Annotated in this window: 17 protein-coding genes, 4 tRNA genes and 3 pseudogenes; 12 read left to right on the top strand and 12 right to left on the bottom strand. The window is 39.4% G+C overall.

The window, feature by feature from the left end:
- Nucleotides 1-80: 80 nt before the first annotated feature.
- The 5 genes and pseudogenes from ACWIX0_RS07870 to ACWIX0_RS07850 all read right to left on the bottom strand — a co-directional run.
- Nucleotides 81-1064: a hypothetical protein gene (locus ACWIX0_RS07870; RefSeq protein ID WP_454173412.1), complete on the bottom strand. Its 984-nt coding sequence runs from the start codon at nucleotides 1062-1064 to the stop codon at nucleotides 81-83.
- 63 nt (nucleotides 1065-1127) lie between these two features.
- Nucleotides 1128-2045 (bottom strand): lysophospholipid acyltransferase family protein, encoded by a 918-nt coding sequence (locus tag ACWIX0_RS07865; RefSeq protein WP_454173410.1) that lies wholly within the window; start codon nucleotides 2043-2045, stop codon nucleotides 1128-1130.
- A gap of 220 nt (nucleotides 2046-2265) precedes the next feature.
- Complete coding sequence (locus tag ACWIX0_RS07860) at nucleotides 2266-2682, bottom strand: hypothetical protein (protein ID WP_454173408.1); 417 nt, start codon at nucleotides 2680-2682, stop codon at nucleotides 2266-2268.
- Nucleotides 2683-2711: 29 nt separating this feature from the next.
- The gene (gene murC, locus ACWIX0_RS07855) at nucleotides 2712-4196 is read right to left on the bottom strand and encodes a UDP-N-acetylmuramate--L-alanine ligase (RefSeq protein WP_454173416.1); all 1485 of its coding nucleotides are present in this window, start codon (nucleotides 4194-4196) and stop codon (nucleotides 2712-2714) included.
- A 96-nt stretch (nucleotides 4197-4292) separates the two neighbouring features.
- Nucleotides 4293-5402, bottom strand: a pseudogene (locus tag ACWIX0_RS07850) (succinyldiaminopimelate transaminase); the annotation flags it as partial.
- Nucleotides 5403-5711: 309 nt separating this feature from the next.
- On the opposite strand from ACWIX0_RS07850, the gene ACWIX0_RS07845 reads away from it, so the two are divergent.
- From ACWIX0_RS07845 to ACWIX0_RS07830, 4 genes are all read left to right on the top strand, one after another.
- Nucleotides 5712-5786: transfer RNA gene (locus ACWIX0_RS07845), tRNA-Gly, on the top strand.
- Nucleotides 5787-5850: 64 nt separating this feature from the next.
- Nucleotides 5851-5937 (top strand) — tRNA-Leu (locus ACWIX0_RS07840).
- 65 nt (nucleotides 5938-6002) lie between these two features.
- Nucleotides 6003-6077 (top strand) — tRNA-Cys (locus tag ACWIX0_RS07835).
- A 52-nt stretch (nucleotides 6078-6129) separates the two neighbouring features.
- A tRNA-Ser gene (locus tag ACWIX0_RS07830) sits at nucleotides 6130-6217 on the top strand.
- A 109-nt stretch (nucleotides 6218-6326) separates the two neighbouring features.
- On the opposite strand, the gene pyrH is transcribed toward ACWIX0_RS07830, so the two are convergent.
- Nucleotides 6327-7070, bottom strand: a complete 744-nt coding sequence (gene pyrH / locus ACWIX0_RS07825) for a UMP kinase (protein ID WP_454173407.1) — start codon at nucleotides 7068-7070, stop codon at nucleotides 6327-6329.
- 135 nt (nucleotides 7071-7205) lie between these two features.
- On the opposite strand from pyrH, the pseudogene ACWIX0_RS07820 reads away from it, so the two are divergent.
- Together ACWIX0_RS07820 and ACWIX0_RS07815 are read left to right on the top strand one after the other, a co-directional pair.
- A pseudogene (locus ACWIX0_RS07820) lies at nucleotides 7206-8093 on the top strand (nitrate- and nitrite sensing domain-containing protein); the annotation flags it as partial.
- 618 nt (nucleotides 8094-8711) lie between these two features.
- Nucleotides 8712-9221: pseudogene (locus tag ACWIX0_RS07815) on the top strand (methyl-accepting chemotaxis protein); the annotation flags it as partial.
- A gap of 199 nt (nucleotides 9222-9420) precedes the next feature.
- Here the strand turns inward: ACWIX0_RS07815 and ACWIX0_RS07810 are convergent.
- The 4 genes from ACWIX0_RS07810 to ACWIX0_RS07795 all read right to left on the bottom strand — a co-directional run bounded on the left by ACWIX0_RS07810 (nucleotide 9421) and on the right by ACWIX0_RS07795 (nucleotide 12277).
- A complete protein-coding gene (locus ACWIX0_RS07810; protein WP_454173405.1) occupies nucleotides 9421-9840 on the bottom strand; it encodes a hypothetical protein in 420 nt (139 codons plus the stop codon).
- 68 nt (nucleotides 9841-9908) lie between these two features.
- Nucleotides 9909-11270, bottom strand: a complete 1362-nt coding sequence (traF, locus tag ACWIX0_RS07805; protein WP_454173403.1) for a conjugal transfer protein TraF — start codon at nucleotides 11268-11270, stop codon at nucleotides 9909-9911.
- 63 nt (nucleotides 11271-11333) lie between these two features.
- A complete protein-coding gene (locus ACWIX0_RS07800; protein WP_454173401.1) occupies nucleotides 11334-11750 on the bottom strand; it encodes a universal stress protein in 417 nt (138 codons plus the stop codon).
- Between the two features lie 116 nt (nucleotides 11751-11866).
- Nucleotides 11867-12277 carry a branched-chain amino acid transporter permease gene (locus tag ACWIX0_RS07795; protein ID WP_454173399.1) on the bottom strand — a complete coding sequence of 137 codons (411 nt, stop codon included), beginning with the start codon at nucleotides 12275-12277 and terminating at the stop codon, nucleotides 11867-11869.
- Nucleotides 12278-12489: 212 nt separating this feature from the next.
- On the opposite strand from ACWIX0_RS07795, the gene ACWIX0_RS07790 reads away from it, so the two are divergent.
- From ACWIX0_RS07790 to ACWIX0_RS07775, 4 genes are all read left to right on the top strand, one after another.
- On the top strand, nucleotides 12490-12954 hold the full coding sequence (locus ACWIX0_RS07790; protein WP_454173397.1) for a Dps family protein: 465 nt from the start codon (nucleotides 12490-12492) through the stop codon (nucleotides 12952-12954).
- A gap of 412 nt (nucleotides 12955-13366) precedes the next feature.
- Nucleotides 13367-15124, top strand: coding sequence for an L-lactate permease (locus tag ACWIX0_RS07785; protein ID WP_454173395.1), 1758 nt, complete (start codon nucleotides 13367-13369; stop codon nucleotides 15122-15124).
- A gap of 287 nt (nucleotides 15125-15411) precedes the next feature.
- On the top strand, nucleotides 15412-16371 hold the full coding sequence (locus ACWIX0_RS07780; protein ID WP_454173393.1) for a CNNM domain-containing protein: 960 nt from the start codon (nucleotides 15412-15414) through the stop codon (nucleotides 16369-16371).
- Between the two features lie 30 nt (nucleotides 16372-16401).
- Nucleotides 16402-17505: a CNNM domain-containing protein gene (locus ACWIX0_RS07775; protein ID WP_454173391.1), complete on the top strand. Its 1104-nt coding sequence runs from the start codon at nucleotides 16402-16404 to the stop codon at nucleotides 17503-17505.
- 122 nt (nucleotides 17506-17627) lie between these two features.
- Here the strand turns inward: ACWIX0_RS07775 and ACWIX0_RS07770 are convergent, their stop codons facing one another.
- A complete protein-coding gene (locus ACWIX0_RS07770; protein ID WP_454173414.1) occupies nucleotides 17628-17972 on the bottom strand; it encodes a c-type cytochrome in 345 nt (114 codons plus the stop codon).
- Between the two features lie 418 nt (nucleotides 17973-18390).
- Between ACWIX0_RS07770 and ACWIX0_RS07765 the strand changes: the two genes are divergently transcribed.
- Both ACWIX0_RS07765 and lepB read left to right on the top strand, forming a co-directional pair.
- Nucleotides 18391-19449: a bifunctional 5,10-methylenetetrahydrofolate dehydrogenase/5,10-methenyltetrahydrofolate cyclohydrolase gene (locus tag ACWIX0_RS07765; RefSeq protein WP_454173389.1), complete on the top strand. Its 1059-nt coding sequence runs from the start codon at nucleotides 18391-18393 to the stop codon at nucleotides 19447-19449.
- Between the two features lie 21 nt (nucleotides 19450-19470).
- Entirely contained in the window at nucleotides 19471-20484 is a 1014-nt protein-coding gene (gene lepB / locus ACWIX0_RS07760) for a signal peptidase I (RefSeq protein WP_454173388.1), read from the top strand.
- Between the two features lie 585 nt (nucleotides 20485-21069).
- Here the strand turns inward: lepB and rsmH are convergent.
- On the bottom strand, nucleotides 21070-22059 hold the full coding sequence (rsmH, locus tag ACWIX0_RS07755) for a 16S rRNA (cytosine(1402)-N(4))-methyltransferase RsmH (RefSeq protein WP_454173386.1): 990 nt from the start codon (nucleotides 22057-22059) through the stop codon (nucleotides 21070-21072).
- Nucleotides 22060-22064: the final 5 nt, after the last annotated feature.

Genomic DNA, 22064 nt, shown 5'->3' with positions numbered 1-22064 from the left:
ATATATTTTATTTTTGGGCGGACAAAGCTAATCCTCATTGTTTTTCTCCTTATGCTTGCCTGTTTTGGCTTCTTGCCTTGCTATTCTTCTCGGCTAAGCTCTCGAATGGCAAAATTTACCAGCAAAGTTGGCAAGTCAAAATCCCTTTTTACCGATTCTATCATCACTTCTTTGCAGATAAAATCATACGCTTCATCGCTTAGCTTGCAAGCGTCCAAAAATATGATTCTGTCGATAAATTCGCCATTATAAAATGGATTTTGGTAATACTCTTTTATCCCATCAAGCAACACTTTGCTAATCACAATCGCACGGGGCATATCATCATAGTTGATTTTTTTCTCTTCTAAATTGGGGATAAACATATCGGTTTGTAGATTTTCCATAGAGGTTTCGCCCTCCATTTTTTGAAAATTATCAAAATCATCATCAAGCGAAAAATCCTCAAAATTACGCAGATGCAAAGTGGGGCGTTGATTTTCCTCTCGATTTAGCGCGCTGATTTCGCTTTGTGCGAGGAAAAAGCCCGAAAATAAAATCTGCTGACGATTGATAACCATTAGAGCGATATTGCTACGCTGAAGTAGGACATAAAGATTATTTCCAAGTGTGGGATAGCTTAGCGAGTTTGCAGCGATAAGCAAAAATGGCGAAAACACAAAATCCACCCCATTTACAATGTCATATTTACGCAAATAATCCCTAAGCAACGCTTTTTTGGCAAATACGCGACAAGTGCCAACGGTGATTATTTCGCACTCTTGTGGGCGAACATTTGCTAGGAAAAAATCCTTGCCATTTTTTTGGATTACTACACCTTGTGCGAGAGATTTTAAAAGCACGCTTATGTAGGTAAATGGGTATTTTCTACGGTATTTGCGCACGATTTTTACCGCGTCCATTGGGATTTTGTTTTCTCCTGTTTTAAACTCTTTGACAAAAGATTCTATGGTGCGCTCTTTTTTGATGCGCACGACTTTTATCGCGCAAGATAGCGCATCGACATTGATAGAGATAAACACCTTGCTAAAAAAAGGCGAGAGAAGCGAATGTATGATTCCCATTTGGTATCCTTTTGCTTGTATTTTGAGCTTAGATTTTACGCGCTTTACGCGATAGCCTAAGCCCTAAGATAGATTTGGGCGAAATCCTTTCTTTCGTGGATTTTGGCGTGGATTTTGACAATTTTTGTTTGCTTGATTTTTGTTTGTGCTAGCCTCTAAATCGTTATTTTTAGCTGTTTTATTTTGGGCAGGGTTTGTTAATATTTCATCAATTTGTGCGACTTTTTGTTTTAGCACTTGCCTTGCTTCCTCTATGCTTAGGCTAGAATCTATCTTAAAACCCTCAAATCCATAATAGCATATCTCTCCAAAAGGAAGAGGCAAGCAAAATCTGTCCCAAGTTTTAAACTCATAAAATCGGCTAGGCACTATGCGACATAAACTGATTTTTTTGCCACTTTTTTGAGCCATCATTATTAGCCCATCGGCGATATGATGATATGGTCCGCGTGGTCCATCCATCGCTATGCCTATGTCTGCGCCACTTTTTAATGCCTTTATGGATTGCATTAAAGCTAGGACTCCTCCTTTTTTGCCACCCAAATCCGTGCTACCACGAATGGTTTTCATACCAAAAAGCTCGCACATAGACGCGATAAGCCCGCCATCAAAATGGCTAGAGCTAATAATATGGACATTATGTGTGTTTGGCTTTGAGCGCAGTTTGCGATACAAAAATGGCATCATTAGCATTTCACCGTGCCAAAAGCAAATGAGGATATTTTCATTTTCTAAATTTTCGTGCAAAAAAAAGCGATTTTTATTAAAAGCACACAAAATCCAAGTCAGCACAAACCCAAAACGCGGGACAATATATGCAATAAGCCGTTTTTTTATATCCATTTTTAGATTTTCCTTTTTTGTTTTGTTTGTTTTGTTTGCTGTTTTGTCGTATTTTGCGTGGATTTTGACTATTTTGGTTGATTTTGCGCTAGATTTTGTATTAGATTTTGCTTTTTTTGCATTTGATAAAAATGACAAAAATCTTTGCTTCAAAAAAACCTTATTTACAAAATTTTGTCTTAGATTTTTGCGCAAACTAGATTTTGAGCGCAAAATCTAAAAAACACCAAAAATGCCTTAATATTTTTGGTTTATGTGCTGATATTTTATCGCTTTTTATTTAGGATTTGGGGTATAGATTTTCTCAAATGTCTAAAATCACAAAAAATGCAAATCAAAAAATATGCAAAATAAAACCCTAATCCCTTTGTATGTCTTCGATTTTTTGCCCGTCTATGTTTTCTTCGTCATCGTTGGTTTCTGTGGGAATGATGATGTGGCATTTTTCTAGTGAGATTATGATATTGCTAGTAGGAGAGCCATTTTTGCCAATTAGCATAGAGGTTTGCCCGATTAGATTAAAATCACTTTTATTTACCAAAAATCCCTCACAATTTAGCGTCTTGCCCCCTCTAAACGCCCCTTCAAGCTCCAAAAAGAAACTATCTGGCGAGATTTGCTGGTAGTTATACACCGCTGATAGTCCTAGTGCTAAAACCCAAACAAGCCCTATGAAAAATTTTTTCACAAGAGAAATAGTTGCATTATGCAAAATGCTAATGCCAAGCGCGACTAGCAGGACATAAAGCACGCATATTGAGATGATTTCTATCATTATAAATACCTCTTTTTTGCTATTTTTAGCTACTTTACACCGCGAAGTTGGTAGGTAATATCGCCCGCACCAAAGCCTATGACTATGCCTTTTTTGATTTTATCGATAGGATTTGTGCCTTCAAAAATTTCAATCGCGTCATTTGTGCGAGCTATGCGCGTAGCAAGGGTAGGCTTTGCGTGTGCAAAAAGTGATGCAAAATCCACTTCGCGCACTTCCTCGCCCGCCGCCCATACAGGCAAAATCACAAGGCGATATTTTGTGCTAAAGCATTGTTGAAACGCGCTTAGATTGTCAAAAAGGCGCGAATATTTATGCGGCTGCCAAATGATACAAATCTCTTTTATGTTGCGCAATTTTGCATAAATCTCTAGCGAATTTAGCGTGGCTAAAATCTCGGTGGGGTGGTGTGCGTAGTCATCGATAATGGTTAGATTTTCTTTTGTCAAAATGTCAAATCGTTTTTTGATTCCACAAAAATTACTTAGATTTGTTCGTATTTCTTGCAGGATTTTTTCTTTGCACGCAGAATCTAGCATTGTAGAATATTGTATAAAATCCTTATGGCTAGAATCTTTTTGAGTAGATTCTAGTAAATCTCTAGCTTTTGATTCTAGGGCGGTAAGTATGGCTAGAGAGGCATTTAGCGCGATATGCTCCCCAAACCCCCACACTTCAAAACTCCCAAAATCTTTTAGGCAAAATCTCGTATATGGTTCGTCATTTTTAAGCGTGTATGAAATATCGCTAATATCTTTTGATGGATAAAGCGCGATATGGGGCAAGTAGTCTTTGTTGTCGCGTGTTTTGTCGCGCAGATTTTTGCTTGATTTATGGCTAGTATTTTTACTAGAATTTTGGCTAGATTTTGCCTCATTAGAAAACCTAGATAAAAATTCATCTTCTTTATTGATAACGCGCACTTTTGCTTTGCAAAGAAACTCCCTATACGCACTATGAAGCTCATCTACATTGTGGTTGTAAGTCTCTAAATGCTCTGGTTCAGCATTTGGCACGATGGCAAAATATGGATTTGAATTTAGAAAACTTTTGTCTGACTCATCAGCTTCAAAGACGATGCTTTGGCTTGAGACTTCGCGCACATTTGAGTGAAACTCTTTGCTCTCCGCCCCAATAATTGCTCCATATTCATTAAAAATCGCGCTTAGCATAGCACTTGTGGTGGATTTGCCGTGCGCTCCACACACGCTATACACGCGCTTAGAATCTAGTATTAGGCTTAATGCCTGCTTGCGCGATAGCACGGGGATATGTTTTCTTTGTGCGAGCAAAATCTCTGGGTTATCCTGCTTAATGATGGCGGAGTGGATAATAATATTTTGGTCTTTGATGGCTTTTTTGTCGTGCGGGATAGTGATATTTGCACCTAAAGAGCGCAAATAATGCGTGGTGGGCGAGTGTGCTATATCGCTACCGCTTATGGTTGCACCTTGAGCTTTTAGGTATTTGGCAAGCCCTGAAATGCCTATGCCACCGATACCGATAAAATGCACTTTTGCATTTGATAGCGGAGGGAGGGAGGCTAGATTGGCACTTAGCGCGCTTTTTAGGTTGTGTGCGCGGGAATTTGTATATGTCTCATAAAACGCAAGCAAGGATTCTAGCATTTCGCGCATAATGCTAGGCTCATAAACTAATGCCACTCGCACAAATCCCCTGCCTGCCCCCTCTCTGCCTAAAAAACTCCCCGGCAAGACGACAAGCCCGCTTTGTGCATAAAGCTGTTTAGCAAACGCTAAATCATCTCCCACAAAAAGCCACATATAAAAGCTAAAAGACGGGACATTTGCGCTCGGAAAAAGGCTTTGGGCTAGACTTAGATTTTGTGCGTAAGTTTTGCGGATAGATTCTGCTTCTTTCGCGCTTTTTTCGCTCCACGCTATGCTTGCAGCCCTCTGCAAAGGCAGTGGGATAGCTAGCCCCGCATAAGTGCGATAAAGCGCGTAAGGCTCTAAAATCTTTTTATCCCCCGCGATAAATCCGCTACGCAAGCCCGGGGATGAGCAACGCTTAGAAATCGAATTGATTGCTAAGATATTTTTAAAATCGTTGTTGCCGATTTCTAGTGAGGCTTGCAAAATCGAAGCGGGAGGCGTGTGCTGATAGATTTCGCTATAACATTCATCATTTAAAAGCACAAAATCATATTCTAGGGCGTTTTGTGCCCATATTTTTAGCTCTTCTAGGCTTAGGGCTACGCCTGTGGGGTTATTTGGAGAATTTAAAATCACAAGGTTTGCAAGCTGCATTTGCTCCTTGCTAAGAGTGGGTTTAAAGCCATTTTCTGGGGTTAGATTCATATAAATGCTTTTTGCACCGCTTGCTTTAGCCGCTCCCTCATAGATTTGATAGAATGGATTTGGGTGGGCTAGCACAGGGGCTTTTATGTTTGCAAAAAACCATTGAGGGAAATTAAATAGCACTTCGCGTGTGCCAAATGTGGGTAGCATTTGACTAAAATCTAGCTTTGTGCCAAACCTACGCTCCAAAAAACCTAAAATGCTTTTTTTTAGGTAATCCTCGCCCTTTGAAGCAGGATAGTAGCGCAATTCATCGGCAGAATCTATGAGGGCTTTTTGGATAGATTTTGGGGTGGGGAATTGTGGCTCGCCAATGGTTAGCTTTCTTGCAGGTTGTGCGGGGGTTATGCCTTCTAGCAGTTTGTTTAGTTTCTCAAAAGGATAAGGTTCAAATTGCATAACGCGCTCTCCACAATGCTGTTTATCAATGCTTTTATAATGTCATAATGCTTTCTTATAAAATGCTTAAATATCTAGCGGTTTTAATGCTTGCCAAATATATATTTAAGTCGCTAAGAAGCCCAAAAACAAGACACAAATACGGCGTGTAAATGCCATAAAAAATCATCATAAAATCAAAGCGATATTGTAGTCAAAAATCGTAAAAATATGCTTTTAGTCTTGATTTTTTCATAAAGCATTGCTAAAATTACAGCTTTATTTTTGCGATTTTGCAAGTTTTTTAGTTTTTGTGAGGTTTGACATAGTGCGGGAATAGCTCAGTGGTAGAGCACAACCTTGCCAAGGTTGGGGTCGCGGGTTCGATCCCCGTTTCCCGCTCCATTTTTTTATGAAATTTGCAAATTTTTGCATAAAAGTCTTAGCCTTACGCTATTTGATAATAAATGCCCGGGTGGTGGAATGGTAGACACAAGGGACTTAAAATCCCTCGGATATTGCTTCCGTGTCGGTTCAAGTCCGACTCCGGGCACCACCACCCCAAATAAAATCTAAAAATTGTTTTTGACATTTTGGATTTTGCAAAAGATTTCAAAAAATGGCGACATAGCCAAGTGGTAAGGCAGAAGCCTGCAAAGCTTCCATTCCTCGGTTCGACTCCGAGTGTCGCCTCCAAATCTTTATTTGACTTTTTCAATAGATTTTATATTTCGCTTAAATGACACTGCGGGAGATGGCTGAGTGGTTGAAAGCGGCGGTCTTGAAAACCGTTGAGGGTAACACCTCCGGGGGTTCGAATCCCTCTCTCCCGGCCACTCCTTAAAATCACAAAAACTTCAAAAACCCCTTTACAAAATCCCATCACAAAATCCACACATAAAACCTAGCAAAAACTACATTTTTAATCAAAACTTAACCAAAAAACTACCCAACCACCGAGCAGATTCCAGCATTATCACGCACGATAGCAGCTAGATTTCCTTTTTTAAACATATTACACACTACGATTGGCAACTTATTGTCCTTAGCAAGTGCGATAGCCGTATCGTCCATTACTTTGATATTTTCTGCCAACGCCTCATCATAGCTCATTTTATCTAGCTTTTTTGCGTCTTTGTATTTTTTGGGGTCTTTGTCATAGACACCATCGACTTTTGTGGCTTTGATGACATATTCCGCGCCGATTTCTACCGCCCGCAGAGTCGCTGTCGTATCAGTGGTAAAAAATGGATTCCCCGTCCCTGCGGCAAATATCACAACTCGCCCTTTTTCTAAATGCCTAATTGCTCTGCGATAAATGTAAGTCTCGCATACTTCTTGGATTTCTATCGCGCTTTGCACGCGCACATCTAGCCCGCTATGCTCTAGTGCTTCTTGCATCGCCACAGCATTTATCACAGTGGCTAGCATACCCATATAATCCCCGCTTGTGCGCCGTATGATTCCACCTTGTGCGGCGGTAACTCCGCGTATAATATTTCCCCCGCCAATGACTATCCCCACTTCGATACTTGCTTCTAGCAGTTCTTTGATTTCGCCTGCTATGTAGTTTAGGATACTAGGCTCTATGCCAAAGCCACTCTCCCCAGCCAACGCTTCCCCTGAAAACTTTATCAACACTCGCTTTTTTTGCCCACTTTTTGGACAATCGTTTTTTTCTGTCTGCATTGGAGTATCCTTACAATCCTAAAGTTATTGGGCGTAATTGTAGCAAATCTTAAGCAATCAATCAAACAAAAACAAGAATTACAAAAAAAAAAAAAACGCCAAATTATGATATGATTTTACCACTTCGTAATTCAAATGCTAAAGAGGTTAAATATGAACATTCTAAATCGCTTTTCTTTGACAAGCAAAATCTTAAGTCTAGCCCTGCTCCCACTTCTTGCGTGTGTTGTTTTGGTATTTATGTCGCTAAAATCAACCAAAGATTCCTTAAACGCTCATCAATCACTTTTTATGCAAATCAACATTTCTGCCAAAGTTTCAAACCTTATCCACGAGTTGCAAAAAGAGCGCGGGCTTAGTGCGGGGTTTCTCTCAAGCAAAGGAAGCAAATTTTCTAGCGAGCTAAAATCCCAAAGAAAAAGCACGGATTTGGTGCTAGATGAGCTAAAACAAGCATTTGCAAACAATAAAGATTCTCTAAAAGGCTTTGATTTGCAAAGCGGATTTGACACGCTAAATAATCTAGCGACTATTAGGAGCAATGCTGATAATTCGCTAAAAGGCGATTCCCCACTTATTGCGCCAACTATTGGGTATTATACAAAGAGCATAGCCACGCTACTAGAGAGCATCACAAAATCTACAAATTTACTAAAAGATTCTCATATTTTGCGACTAATGTTTAGCTATACAAATTTTTTGTATGCCAAAGAATATGCAGGGCTAGAGAGAGCCACAGGCAATGCTATGCTTAGCGCAAACTCCCCTGCTACACAGGCGCAATTTAATACCTTTATAAGCCTGCTAACCAAGCAAGAAGTGTATGAAAAGTCGTTTTTAGATTTTGGAGATGGCAATGATAGAATGATTTATGATAATGCAACAAAACAAGATAGCTTTAAAAAAGTAGATTCTATGCGAGAAGTGATAAAACAACACCACGCAAGCGGAGACTACGGCATAGAAGCAAAAATATGGTGGGATACTATCACAGCAAAAATCGATAGCTTAAAAGAAGTGGAGGATAAAATCACGCTCAATATAACCAATATCTTGCAATCAAAAATCTCTGCTGGGCAGAGGGGATTTTGGGCGGTATTGTGGATAGATGCGCTTGTTGTCGTTGCAACCGTGCTACTTTGCGTGTTTGTAACCAAAAATATTTTAAACAACCTTGATGCAGTCAATCATAAATTAGTATTTATCACCAATAATAAAGCTCTAAATGAAACTGTGGAGGCAAAAAGTCAAGATTGCATAGGGCAAATGGCAAAATCTGTAAATGTATTTTTGGGCTTTATCCACAAGGTTTTTGTAGGGATACAATCCGCGATAAAATCCAACAAAAATGCCGTGCAGATTTTAGAGGGCGTATCTAATTGCTTAGATTCTAACTCTAAAAGGATAGAATCCATAAGCCAAGAAAATACACAGCTAGGGCAAAAATCTAGCCAAACGCTAGATGAAAATATCAAAGTCTTGCAAGCTACCAAAAAAGAGCTAGAGCTTGCCATAGCAAATGCAAAATCTACCAAAGAAATAATCCACAAAGTATCCACTCAAATCCAAGAATCTATGGAGCAAGAGCGCAACAATGCAAGCAAAATCGAGCAACTAGCCAAAGAAGCCCAAAATATCCAACGAGTGCTATCAATGATAACTGAAATCGCCGAGCAAACAAATTTACTAGCCCTAAATGCTGCGATTGAAGCAGCAAGGGCAGGCGAGCACGGCAGGGGTTTTGCCGTAGTCGCAGATGAGGTGCGAAAGCTAGCAGAGCGCACGCAAACAAGTATCAATGAAACAAGCATATTTACCAAAAGCATACTTCAACAAGTCGATGAGGTAAATACCCAAATAGATGAGAGCTTAGAATCTATGCAAGAGCTAGTGGAGGGTTCGCACAATATGCAAAGCGACATAGATACGCTACAAAAAGCGATAAATACGACTTTAGAAAAATCGCTAGAATCCTCTGCGATGGCAAATCTTGTCAATGAAAATGTATCCGCCCTAATCGGCAATAGTGGCAAAATCGATATGTATGTCAAAGAGCTAGCAAATATCAATACACAAATGCAAAAAGCCTCAAAAGAAATCTCTTTTAAAACAAACGAATTGCACGATGCGATTTTGGATTTTAAAATCTAGTCCGTATAAAATCTAGTTTGTTTTTTAAAATGTAGCTATTTGATTTTGCCATATTTGACTTGCCTTAAGCTTGCTTAGCGTGCCTTTTTGCTTGCAAAATCTAGCAAAATCTTACATTGCTTATAAGATTTAGGCAAAACACAAATGCAAAAAAACACAAATGCAAAGAATGTGAAAACGCATAAGCAAAAAATGCAGATTAAGGCTTTTGTGGCGTTGCTTTTTGTTTAGGATTTTGGTTGTTTTGGTTATTTTGTGCGTTTGCGGGGTTTGGCAAGCCTAGCTCTTTGTAGATTTTATCAATCCTGTTTGCTTCTTCTTTTTTTATCACTTCTTTTTCGGCGCGTTTGCTAGCCGTGATAGCGATTTCATTATCGCGGAGTTTTAGCAATAAGATTTTGCGCTCTATCTCTAGCTCCGAGCGAAAATCACGGATTTTTTGGACTTTGTTTGCTAGCTCTTGTCGCAAATATTTGTTTAATTGAAGTGCGCTTATTTGCTGCTCTAGCCTTGCTTGTGCAAATACTTCTGGAGGGATTCCTTTGATTTGTGCTTCTTTTTGCGCACAAATCCCGCTTGATACAAACCCAAAAAATACCAAACATACCACGCGCTTCATTTATAACTCCTTAAGCCAATTTTCATCATAATCTTTGCAATCTTTTCACGCCACGAACGCCACAGAATCTAAAAAGAAAAATTCCCACCCACTTTTAAGCTAAGATAGCGGGGGAAAGAACCCCATCTTTGCGTCTGTGCTAGCTCTGTGCCACATTGCAAGGCGACATCTAAAAAGCCCAAAATATTTACCCCTGTGGTGATGATAATCCCATCATCTTGACGAATATCTTTCATAAGCCCTGCGCGAATGTCAAACGCACGCAAATCAATCTTTATCCCACCGCCTACCATTTGACTAAAAGGCTTTTGATTGCTATGGCTTATTATTTCATTTTGATTCAAATCCGCATCAATGGCTAGGACTAGATTTTTTTGATTATAGGCTGCACCTAGTCGAAATTGTGGTTTTATCTGCACTTCGCCACCATTTGAGTAGGTAAATTTAGGGCTATTTATGTTTTTTGCCACAAAGCCAAAAGTAAGGTATCGAAAATCTGGCAAATCAATCTCTAGCATAGCCCCCGCGTCAATAGCAAAATTTGCCTTTGTTTCAAAGTTGCCTTTATTAGCAAAGTTTTTTGCTTCGTTGCCTAGATTTGTCGTGCTTGATAAAAATGTAGTTTGCTTATTTAGGCTAGCACTTATTAGCCTACCACTAACGCCTAGATTGATATTTACATACTTGGTATAAAAAGTGTAAGCATAGCCTATGGGAATCTCATTTAGCAAAAATCCTTGTGCGACTATGCTATGAGCATCGCCTTGCTCTAGGGAGTTTTGAAGTGATGAGCTATCATAAGTTGCCTTATCGCTAGGGGTGCAACCACCATTAAAATCCACTTTACAATACGCTTCTTGTCCGCCATTAGAATACTTCAAAATCAGCTCCATTCTATTGGTATCGGCTTTGATAGATGAGCCACCATAAAATGAAGCAAAATACCCTACGCCAAATGTGCCGATACTCCCTCGCAAAAGCGCAGGTGCAAACTGAAAAGTAACGCCATTTTGACTAATGAGATTAAACGCATTTTGACTAAGCGCGCTTTTTAGCGTTTCTAAATTATGTTGGATAGACTTAAAATCCGCTCCTGTGGTGGAGGTAAGATTGCTAGAATTTAATCCAGCTAGATTTATATCTACGATTTTATCTAGGTTTTTTTCACGCACTTCAAGCCCTAGCGAGTATCCAAATCTAACCCGTTTTGTTTCAGCACTTAATAACGCGGGATTATAATAAAGCGCGAAAGGCGAGTTTTTCACCGCCACGCCTGCGCCTCCCATACCCGCAGAGACATTGCCCATCGTGCCAAACTCTAGCCCAAATGCTTGCGTGCTAACAACTCCGCAGACAAACGCGTAAGCAAGCAGATTTCTAACACCAAGTAGATTTCCAAACAATGCTTTAAGTGAAAAAAATGTGTTCATTGCTTTGTTACCATATTTTTATGTTTGCAAAATCTTTTTGCGTTATGGCTACTAAATCATTGCTTATTTTGCCACTAGCACAGGGATAGGCGAAGAATTTACAATGCTATTTTGATGAGAATTAAAGATTCTATGAAGCAGGGAGGACTCGCTAGCACCGATGACTAACAAGTCATATTTATCCGCGATTTCCATCACCACATCGACAGGATTTCCCGTGCGCAAGATTTTGTTGCACGAGATTCCCTCACTTTTAAATGTCAGCTCAAATTCCTCTAAAATCTCATTAGATTTTTCTTTTTCGATATTTTCTATCGTGCCATAATCCACAATCCCGCTCTCCGCATATACAAGCACTTCAGGGGTTACATGAAGCAGTGTTAGCTCCACTTCTTGCCTATGCCCAAACAATCGAATAATCGTCTTTATCGCTCGCCTACATTCCTCTGTATCGCTTACTCCAAATAACAGCTTTGACATTTTGTATCCTTAATTTTTGGTTAGATTTTGGTTAAAAAGTAAAATCTTTTTATTGTAGCAAATCTAGTGTTATTCTTTGTTTGCTTATATCAAAATCGCTAATCTAGCGTAAAAATTTAGCCAAAGATTCTGCTTAGCACATCACTTTGGACTAATGCCATATACCCAGCTGTCCCGCCGATCACGCACAACACACCTAATCTACTAACAATATAAAGTAGCACAACTAAGGCTATGCCAGCTAGCTCATTTGCCCCAAAAGGCGAAGTGCGAAAATCTATGTCTTTAAAGCAATACACAAGTAGCATTCCTATCATTGCAGGAGGCAGGGCATTGCCTAAGCTAAGCAGTTTTTTAGGGACATTTGCTTTAGCAAAAATCACAAAAGGTGCAAACCGACTTGCAATCGTGGCTACAAACACCACAAATAAAATCGCCAAACTATCTAGCACAACGCGCAAATCTTTAGACAACGCAACATCTAAAACCCCAAAAAACGCTAAAAAAGATTCTATAAAATTTGCCATAAAAATCCTTAAAATAAGCTAACTAAGTCAAACTTAAAATACCTAAAAAATATCTTAGAAATGATTTTGCAAAACCACTTTGCTACCACTTTGCAAAAGCGCAAAATTTAAAAAACAAAAGCGGTATTTTATCATAACATTACCTTTTAGGGCTACAATAACCTTGCTTTAAGATTTTCTCTTAACCCAAAATCAACGCAAAAGGAGATACAATGAAAGAAAATACAAGAAGCAAAAAGACTTCAAAAGTCATCGAGCAGCTTAGGATAATGCAAGCAGATAGCATTGTGCTATATATGAAAGTGCATAATTATCATTGGAATGTGCGCGGAAGTGATTTTCCACAAGCGCATAAGGCGTTAGAAGAAATTTATGATGAGTTTGCTGATATGTTTGATGATTTGGCAGAGAGAGTAGCCCAGCTTGGTGGCACACCTGTGGTAACGCTTAGCGAAGCCTTAAAGGTTACTAAAATCAAAGAAGAAACAAAGACTTCTTTCACTTCAAAAGAAACGCTAAAAGAAGTGCTAAAGATTTATGAGCAACTTGAAAAAGATTTTGAAACGCTAGCTAGCCTAGCAGAAAAAGAGGGCGATAGAGTAACCACCGCGTATTGCGATGATAAAATATCAGGGCTACAAAAAGCGATTTGGATGGTAAATGCTCAGCTTTCTTAAAAATGCTTTTTTAGAGAATACAACTTCTTGCGTGGTTATTTTATAATCACGCAATGGCTTAAAATCTTTAGCCACACAAAATCTATTTTGATTTTACCTGCTTTGCGTTATTTAGCATTATTTGACGCTAGATTTTAGGATTTTGTTGTGTCGTTGTTTTTATGACTTTCTTAAATGACTTTCTTAAAAAAAAATCTACTTTTTTATTTTGATTTTTTACAAATGATGCTCTTAACATTTTTTGCGTCTATTGTTGCATTTTAGCGACTTGCACTATTTTTGTGCATTTTTATGACACTTGCTACGATTTTACACATTTGACATATTTTTATACACGAAGTTAATGAGTTATTGACACAAAACAATATACAATAAAAAGGCTTTTTATTTTATCCAACAAAAAGGAGATTTTATGGAGTGGATACAACACTACGACCCTCTAAACAACCTTTGGCTTAGCGCGTTGTTTGCATTTGTGCCAATCGCGTGCTTTTTGCTGTGCTTGCTTGCTTTTAAGCTAAAGGGCTATCAAGCAGGATTTATCACCGTGATTGTGGCGACTTTGGTGGCGTTTTTTGCTTATGATATGCCTTTTTCGCTCATCGGAGCTAGCTTTGTGCAGGGCTTTGCGCAAGGTATGTGGCCTATCGCGTGGATTATCATTGCGGCGATTTTCCTCTATAAGCTCTCCGTAAAATCAGGTAGCTTTGAAGTCATCAAACAAAGTGTGATGAGTATCACGCCAGACCATAGAATCCAAGTGATTTTGATAGGATTTTGCTTTGGCTCATTTTTGGAGGGGGCAATCGGTTTTGGGGGACCTGTGGCGATTACGGCGGCATTGCTTGTGGGGCTAGGGCTAAAGCCACTTTATGCAGCGGGGCTTTGTCTCATTGCAAATACCGCGCCTGTGGCATTTGGTGCGGTTGGGATTCCTATCATTGCGATGACAAACTTAGTAGGCATAGAGCAGCACGCCGTAGCAGCGATGGTGGGGCGAATGCTTGTGCCTCTAAGCCTAACCGTGCCGTTTTTTATCGTCTTTTTGATGGACGGATTTAAGGGGGTAAAAGAGACTTTTCCTGCGATTTTAGTCGCAGCTGTTAGCTTTACAGCGACACAATTTTTAAGCTCAAATTATTTAGGTGCAGAGTTGCCAGACATTGCCTCTGCTATCGTCTCTCTTGCTTGCACCACGCTATTTCTCAAAATGTGGAAACCTAGCAATATTTTCCGCCTTGATGATGAAAAAGATTTCAAAGTCGCAAGCCTAGATTTTAGCAAAGTGTTTAAGGCGTGGTTGCCTTTTATTTTGCTGATTATTTGTATCGTGCTTTGGACACAGCCGTGGTTTCAAGGGCTATTTAAGGTTGGAAATCCCGTGATGTTTGCGGAGGCTGGCGAAGCGTTGCCAAAACCTGATTTTTGGCACAATGTCTTGCCTATCTTTAACGAAGCAAAAGAAATCATCGGTTATAAGCTAGTCGGCGTGCTAAGCTACACGCAAATTACGATTAACTTTAATTCTCTTGGTTGGAGTTTGATTGGCACAAATGGCAAGCCTGTGGGGCTTAGCCTACCTATCAATCTTATCGCTTTGCAAGCAGGGAGTGCGATTTTGCTTGCAGCATTTCTTACTATTTGGTTTCTTAAAATCAAAGCGCAAGATGCTGCAGAGTGCTTTTGGGATACGCTTAAAGAAATGGCGATTCCTTGCATTACCATAGGGCTTGTTGTATCTTTTGCCTTTATTTCTAAAAATTCCGCGATGAGTGAGACGCTAGGCAGGGCTTTTGCCGAGACGGGCGATGCGTTTAATTTCTTTAGCCCTGTGATTGGGTGGATTGGCGTATTTATCACAGGCTCTGATACAAGCTCAAATCTGCTATTTGGGACATTGCAGCAAGCAAGTGCGAGCGTGCTAGGCGTGGGCGAAGCGTTATTTTTAGCGGCAAATTCCGTAGGTGGCGTTGTCGGCAAAATGATAAGCCCACAAAGCATTGCTATTGCGTGTGCGGCGGTAGGATTAGTCGGCAAAGAAGCGGAGTTATTTAAATTCACATTTAAATATTCGCTAGGATTTATTGTTTTGATTGGCATTTGGACACTCATCATTTCGTTATTTTTGAGTAACATTATCCCTGAAGTCGTGCCATTGCCAAAAATATAGCATTTTTAAGGGGGTGGATTTAGGAGGGGGATTTGGATTTTTAAAATGCGTCTTTTAAGGCAATTTTTAAGAATCCAACATTTATTTTAGATTTTGCGCTTTAGTTTTTGTTAAAAGCATATTTGATTTTGGTATAACTTTTCTCCAAATAGTCGATACTTAAAGAGTTGCCAACATAAATTTAACACTTTTTTATCAAACTTCCATTTATCTTAAAATGTATTTTTTTAGATTTTGCAAAAAACCTACACAAAACCTACCAAACACCTAAAAGAAGGCTTTTTATTATGACTTTGCTAGTGATTTATTTTCTTGCTACTGTGTCTATATCTGGTGCTTGCTCGGTGTTTGAAGCGACATTATTTAGCGCGACTACGCCCTTTGTAGAGGCAAGTGCTAAGCTAACCCAAGCAGGCAAAATCCTAAAACACTTAAAAGCAAATATTGACAACTCCGTAGGCGCAGTGCTTGTCATCAATATGTTTGCAAACACCATCGGTGCGGCAGCAGTGGGAGCGCAGTCTGTGGAGGTTTTTGGCGAGGAGTGGGCGGGGGTTGTGGCGATTATTATGACGCTTAGCATTTTGTATGTCGCAGAGATTATCCCAAAAACTCTTGCCGCGCTGTATTGGAAAAAGCTCATTTTACCCTGTTGTTATCCCTTAATAGTAATGTATTATATCGCCTTCCCATTTGTGTATATTTCGCGTGGGATTACATTTTTTTTCCGCAAAAATGGTGTAGAAAAAATCAGCCGAGATGAGATTTTGTCCCTTATGGAGCTTGGCGAAAAAAGTGGCTCATTAGACGCGCTAGAAATGGATATTTTAGAGCATATCATCGGGCAAAAATCTATCCGCGTAAAAAATATAATGACACCAAAAAATCTAGTCTTTACCCTTGATGAAAATCTAACCCTAACACAAGCCCTAGCCCAATCCCAAAAGCGCAAATACTCGCGCATACCGCTAATAGATTCTGCAAAGCAAATCACTTCTATTGCGTATCGCAAGGATATATTGCGCTCAAATCTAAAAAATAAAGATAAAGAGATTCTAAAAAACATTGCAAAGCCTTTTAACACCGTGCAAGAAAACAAACAAGTGCTAATGCTTTTGCGGCTTTTTATCCTGCGACACGCACATTTATTTATCGTGCTAGATAAAAAAGGGGATTACATAGGTATCGTTACGCTAGAAGATGCGCTAAATGCAGTGCTAGGCGTAGGCAATCTATCAAGGCATTAAAATCTAACGAAAATCTAAAAAGGAATAACGATGACGCTACTTATCATTTATTGTTGTGTTGCCATTATTTTTAGTTTTATTTGCTCGATTTTAGAATCTGTATTTCTTAGCACCACGCCATCATTTGTAGATAGTTATGAAAAAACCCACCCAAAAGTAGGTGGCTATATGCGCTATCTAAAATCTAATATCGAGGAGGCGGAGGGCGCGATTTTGGTGCTAAATACCTTTGCGGTAACGGCTTGCTCTACGGGATTTGGGATAGAGGTTACAGAGATTTATGGCGAGGAGTGGCAGTTTATCGCTTCTACGATTTTTGCCATAGCGATGATTTATATCACAGAGATTTTCCCAAAAACTTTAGGCAACACTTATTGGCGTGCGTTTGCGCCAAGCGTGGCTATTTGTGTGCGATATTTGCTAAAAATCACATTTCCTTTTGTCGTGCTAGCAAAGGGAATCACACATTTTCTCACTCACGGAGCAAAAATCCCAACCACAAGAGCCGAAATCCTAGCAGCTAGCGAAATGGGCAACAAAGGTGGCTCACTGGGCGCAAAAGAAACGCATATTGTCAAAAATCTTTTAACACTCAAAAATTATCAAGCTATTGATATACTAACCCCTAGAAGTGTGGTTTTTACGCTAAAAAGCGATGAAACAATCAAAGACGCAGCCAATCACAAGCGTATCACTCATCATTCGTGTGTGCCTGTGGTGCAGGGCGATAGTATAGATGCGATTTTGGGGGTGGTGGATTCTAAAGAGATTTTAGCCCTTAGTTTGCAAGGTGATGGGGATAAAATGGTGGAGGAATTTACAAAGCCTGTGGATATTGTGCCATATAATATTTCGGTGCTAAAGTTATTGCATTTGTTTGTAAGTCAAAATGATGACAAAAAGCCAAAAGATTCTTACAAACAAGAACAGATTTCAAGGCTTTTTATCGTGCTAGATAGGTATGAGCAATTTATGGGGATTGTAACCTTTGAAGATGTGCTTGAGACATTGATAGGCGATGAGATTGTAGATGAGTTTGATGAAGCAAAAGATATGCAAGAGTTTGCTAAAAAACAAAATCTAATCAAAGAGCGCGCTAAAAAGCACAAAAAACATGCACAAGACAAAATCTAAAAAACAAGAATCCAAAAAAAAAATAGCCACGCAAAATCCACCCACCATAACCAAATCTACAAAATCTAATCCAAAATGGTGGCAAATATGGGGGTAGATTTTGTTATCTACTTAAACAAAATCTACTTGATTCGTGTGGGATTTTTGGAGCTAATGTATAAAAAAATCGCTTGGATTTCCTCATCTGTTAAGTTGTATTTTGGCATTATGCCTTTATCTTGGCTTAGAGCGGTTTTAAAATCCAACAATTCTAAATTATTGATACGAGGGACTAGGAGGGTTTTTTGTTTGCCTTTGTGTTTGTAGGTGGCTAGGAGCGTTTCCTCACCTATGCTTCCGTGGCATTTGATACAGCCGATTCCGCGAGGGTATTGATATAGGCTTGCGCCGTATTCTTGCGGGGTTATGAAGCTTTCATCATTGCGAAGTTCATTTGCTAGGCTATGATTTTCTTTGGCAGAATCTATGTTTGATTTGGTTTCGCCTTGATTAGACTCTTTAGAATCTTTAGTAGAAGTTTTTGCAGATTTTGTGTCTTTTTGGGGTTGGGCTAGCTTAGGTTCTTTAGTGTTTTTTTTGTCTGCTTTTTCGCTAGATTCTTTATTAGATTCTTGCGTGGGATTGTTATTAGTGTCATTAGATTGTTTTGTGGCGTCTTGCTCTTTTTGTGGCTCTTGTGTGTTTATAACCAAATCTAGTGTGCTAGATTCCTGTGTGCTAGATTCTAGCGCGGATTGTGGGATATATTCTAGCGTGGTGTTAGGCTGTGTTGTTGGTTCTGCGCTAGCTATTTGCCACATACCAAAAACGGCACAAAAAGCACCAAAAATCGCTATTTTTTTAGATACTTTTTTGGCTAGTTTGCCAAAAGTTTTGTCAAAAGATATGCACTTCATAGTCAAAGCCTTAATATTTTTTTATTATAATAGCACCTTTTATCTAACCCCACAAAGATTCACAAAATCTACTAAACACCTAAAAAGGCATTTGATGACTATCTTAGATGGCAAATCTCTCTCTTTAAAAATCCAAGATTCCCTCAAACTCCAAGTATCAACCCTTAGCCAAAAACCAAAGCTAGTGGTTATCCTAGTAGGAGCGGACGCCCCAAGTCTAGCCTATGTCAATATGAAAGCAAAAGCGTGTGAAAATATCGGCATCATAGGCGAAGTGTTGCGTTTTGGCGAGGAAGTAGAGGAGGGGAAAATCCTACAAGAAATAGCTAGGCTAAATGCTGATAAAAGCGTAAATGGCATTTTAGTGCAGTTGCCACTTCCAAAGCATTTTGACACCGATAAGATTTTAGAATCCATATCCCCGCATAAAGATGTCGATGGATTTCACCCCATAAATGTAGGCAGGGTGCAATGTGGATTTGATGACGGGTTTGATGAGGGGGTTTATGATGATTTTGCAAGCGGGTTTGATTGCGAAAATATCGCGCTACAAAACCAAGAAAAAGAAACAATCAATATACAAAATTTGTCGCAAAAAGTGAGTTTTTCGCCCGCTACGCCACTAGGCATTATGAAACTACTAAAAGCCTATAATATCGAGCTAAAAGGCAAAAATGTCGCTATCATCGGTGCTAGCAATATCGTAGGCAAGCCACTAGCCCAGCTTATGCTAAATGCGGGTGCGACTATTAGTATTTGTCATATTCTTACGCGTGATATTAGCATTTTTACGCGCACAGCGGATATTGTGTGCGTGGGGGTTGGCAAAGTAAATCTAATCACAAAAGAGCATATAAAAGAAGGCGCAATCATCATAGACATAGGCATAAATCGCTTGGATAATGGCTTATTGTGCGGAGATGTGGATTTCGCAGAAGTAAGCAAAAAGGCTAGCTTTATCACACCTGTGCCGGGGGGAGTAGGACCTATGACGATAGCTGCCCTACTACAAAACACCCTAAAAGCATATAAAATCCAACACTTATAACATCAAACAAAAAGGACAAAAATGAATACCAACGACAAATCTAATCCAAAATCTACGCAAGACGCTTTAAATCCTGCATTGCCAAAAAAGATTTTGCTAGGGACTTATAACTTTTTTTCTAGTTGGACGGGGACGATATTGCTCGTGCTTTTTGTGATATTTTTTGTCGCGCAAGGCTTTGTGATTCCATCTCGTTCTATGGTTGGCACGCTTTATGAGGGCGATATTTTGTTTGCTAAAAAATATGTCTATGGGATTCCTATACCTAGACTTCCTTGGGTAAATACGCCGATTTTGCCAGATTTTTTTGACAATGGACATCTAATCAAAGCTGAAGGACCAAAAAGAGGCGATATAGTGATTTTTATCCCTCCGCATTTAGAAAAACTTGGCATAAAAACCGACCACTACATAAAAAGAGCATTTGCCAAAGGTGGCGATGAGGTGCTTTTCACACCGCGAGGAATGTATCTGCACCCAAGCGAGGGAAATGACTATATCAAAAAACACTACAATGGCTATGAAATGGTGCAAAGAGGGGATAAACTCTTTGTGCTAGAGCCTTATTCTAAAGAGCATTTTGGTATAAACTATGATGAGGGGCTATCCTCTTTCTATCAAATGGCAAGCATTTACAATGAAGCAAGACAAGATGGACGCTCGCCATATAGCTTTAGCGCACAATATCGTGGAATCTCTATGGAAGCAGTCATTGATAATGGGCGAGTGGAGTATTTCTACAAAAAAATCGATGAAAACGAATACTTTATGGTAGGGGATAATCGCAATAATAGCGAGGATTCGCGCTTTTGGGGGAGTGTGCCATACTCAAATATCATAGGAACTCCGTGGTTTATCTACCTAAGCATAAACCTAACCCAAAGCGTAGAATCAAACGCATACTTTGAGCCAAAGCAGAGATATTCGCTACGATGGGAGAGAATGTTTAAAACAATGGAGGGAATCGAACATCTAGCCGCACAAAAGGCACAACAAAAATCAAACATTATCCCAAATGAAGTTGCTAGCAAATAATACTTGTGCTTAGATTTTGCTTGCAAGATTTTGTTGTTTTGTTTGCTGTAAAAGATGGCAAACAATCAGCTAGTGTGATGCGCTAAATAAAAGCCATCTTGTAATGCTTTTGTCATATTTTTGTTATGCTTTTATTATGCTTAGGGGCTTTAAAAGCTAGAGTGTCAAAATGATTTTGTCATATAAATGTAGCGAACTATCTTTATTTGTGTTTGTAGATTTTCTAAAAAAGCTGTGCTTTGAGATACTTCGGTTTTTTGCAAAACCTTAGTATGACAAGGGTTAGGATTTTGGTTACTTTGCTTACGCTCATTAGGATAAGAAACCCACCCCCTTAATCCCCTTAGAAAAGGATTGGAAATCCGTCATTGCGAGCGGTTAGAATCTGCTTTTTACGCAGATTCTAACGCGTGGCAATCTATGTTAAGATACTTCAGGCTTAAAAGCCATTAGTATGACAAGAAGCATTTGCCACACTTGCCCCGCTTTTTTCATAAATGACTGCGTAATAATGACTTGCGCATTTATCAAATAAGCACGATAAGGCAACCATTTATTGCCGCATTATTAGCACAATTTTTTATTTTATTTTTTGCATTCAAATGCGCGGAGTTTGGCACTGCGAGCGCGTGGATTTTGCTTAGTTTCTTGTGGGCTTGGGATTATGGGTTTTTTGGTTAAAATTCTGCCTTTTGCATTGTTTCCACCACATTGACATTTCATCGCGTTTGTATCGCACACGCAAGTCCTAGCCCACCGCTTAAATGTCTCTTTTATCATTCTATCTTCAAGCGAATGAAAGCTAATAATCGCCACTCTTGCCCTATCTATGAGGCTATGGCTAAATGCGTCTTGTATCGTATTTAGCAGGGATTCTAGCTCGCCTAGCTCGTTATTTACTTCCATTCGCACTGCTTGAAATGCTAAAGTCGCGGGGTGGATTTTGCTCGGCTTTGGGAAATGCACTCGCAAAAATTCGCTAAAATCTTTGCCACTACAAAATCCGCCACTAGATTTTGTATGCCCTCTGATAAGTCGTGCCATTTTTTTATACTCTTTTATCTCGCCATACTCGCGTAGCACGCGTCCTAACTCAAACTCGCTATATTGATTTAACACATATTTTGCATCTTTATGCTGTGATAAATCCATACGCATATCTAGCGTGCCACTACCAAAAGAAAATCCACGACCATCATCACTAAGCTGCATAGAGCTTACCCCGATATCTGCTAAAATCCCTACTATGCGTTTATCTAGCGTTTTTGCTAGCATAAAAGCCTCTGCTACTCCACGCGAAAAAGGTGCTTGCAAAATGTGGATTTTTTTGTGAAATCCTGCTTTTTTGAATCTGTCTTTGGCTATGTTTATGGCATTTATGTCTTTGTCTATGGCGATTATTTCTAGCTCGCTAAATCGCTCTAAAAGCTCGAGAGAATGCCCCCCTAGCCCTAAAGTGCAATCAATTATCACAGGAGATTTGCCACCATTTTTTGTCATACCGATACACTCATCAATGCTAGGGGAAAAAATATCAACTACTTCTTGTAGCAAGACAGGGATATGATTTTGCATTGTCA

The organism is Helicobacter sp. T3_23-1059, assembly GCF_053654515.1.
Note: the sequence above shows the minus strand (reverse complement) of the source record. Positions and strands in the feature narration are given on the sequence as shown.